This is a genomic window from Candidatus Methylobacter oryzae, assembly GCF_003994235.2.
Lineage (GTDB): Bacteria > Pseudomonadota > Gammaproteobacteria > Methylococcales > Methylomonadaceae > Methylobacter_A > Methylobacter_A oryzae.
The window spans coordinates 54,222-54,605 of the sequence record NZ_RYFG02000008.1 but is presented as its reverse complement, the minus strand read 5'-3'; the positions used below and the strand labels follow the sequence as shown (position 1 = coordinate 54,605).

1 protein-coding gene is annotated in these 384 nt (G+C 58.0%); it reads right to left on the bottom strand.

What is annotated here, in order from left to right; all coding sequences use genetic code 11:
* Positions 1 to 193, bottom strand: a 193-nt coding sequence (locus EKO24_RS00965) for a condensation domain-containing protein (protein ID WP_143733136.1), incomplete at its 3' end; no start/stop codon positions are given.
* Positions 194 to 384: the final 191 nt, after the last annotated feature.

Genomic DNA, 384 nt, shown 5'->3' with positions numbered 1-384 from the left:
TCCGCAATGCATCGTGGTGAATCAGCAGTTGATTCATCGCGGCCTCGACAATATCCGGGGTCAGGCCGGCCCTGGCTTCAAGCAGCAAGGCTTGGTTCCAGTGATGGGGGTTGTGCAGGTTTTGTTCAAAAAACCAGTGTTGAATCGGCGTTAGCGGCACGTCGCCGGATATCGGCCCTTGTTCGGCGGACAACTGCTGTATCTGTTCGGCGGCTAGCGCCAGCGCAATTAGCGTTTGATTCCGGNCGTCCTACGCGCTTGACGCCCAGCAAGTCCCGCCAAATATCGGCCAGAATCCGTTCAACCGGTGTCTGGGCTTCCTGATAGTCCCGTGCCGGCATCGCGCTCATATCCGGTTGCGGCAAGCGCTTGCGATCGAGTTTA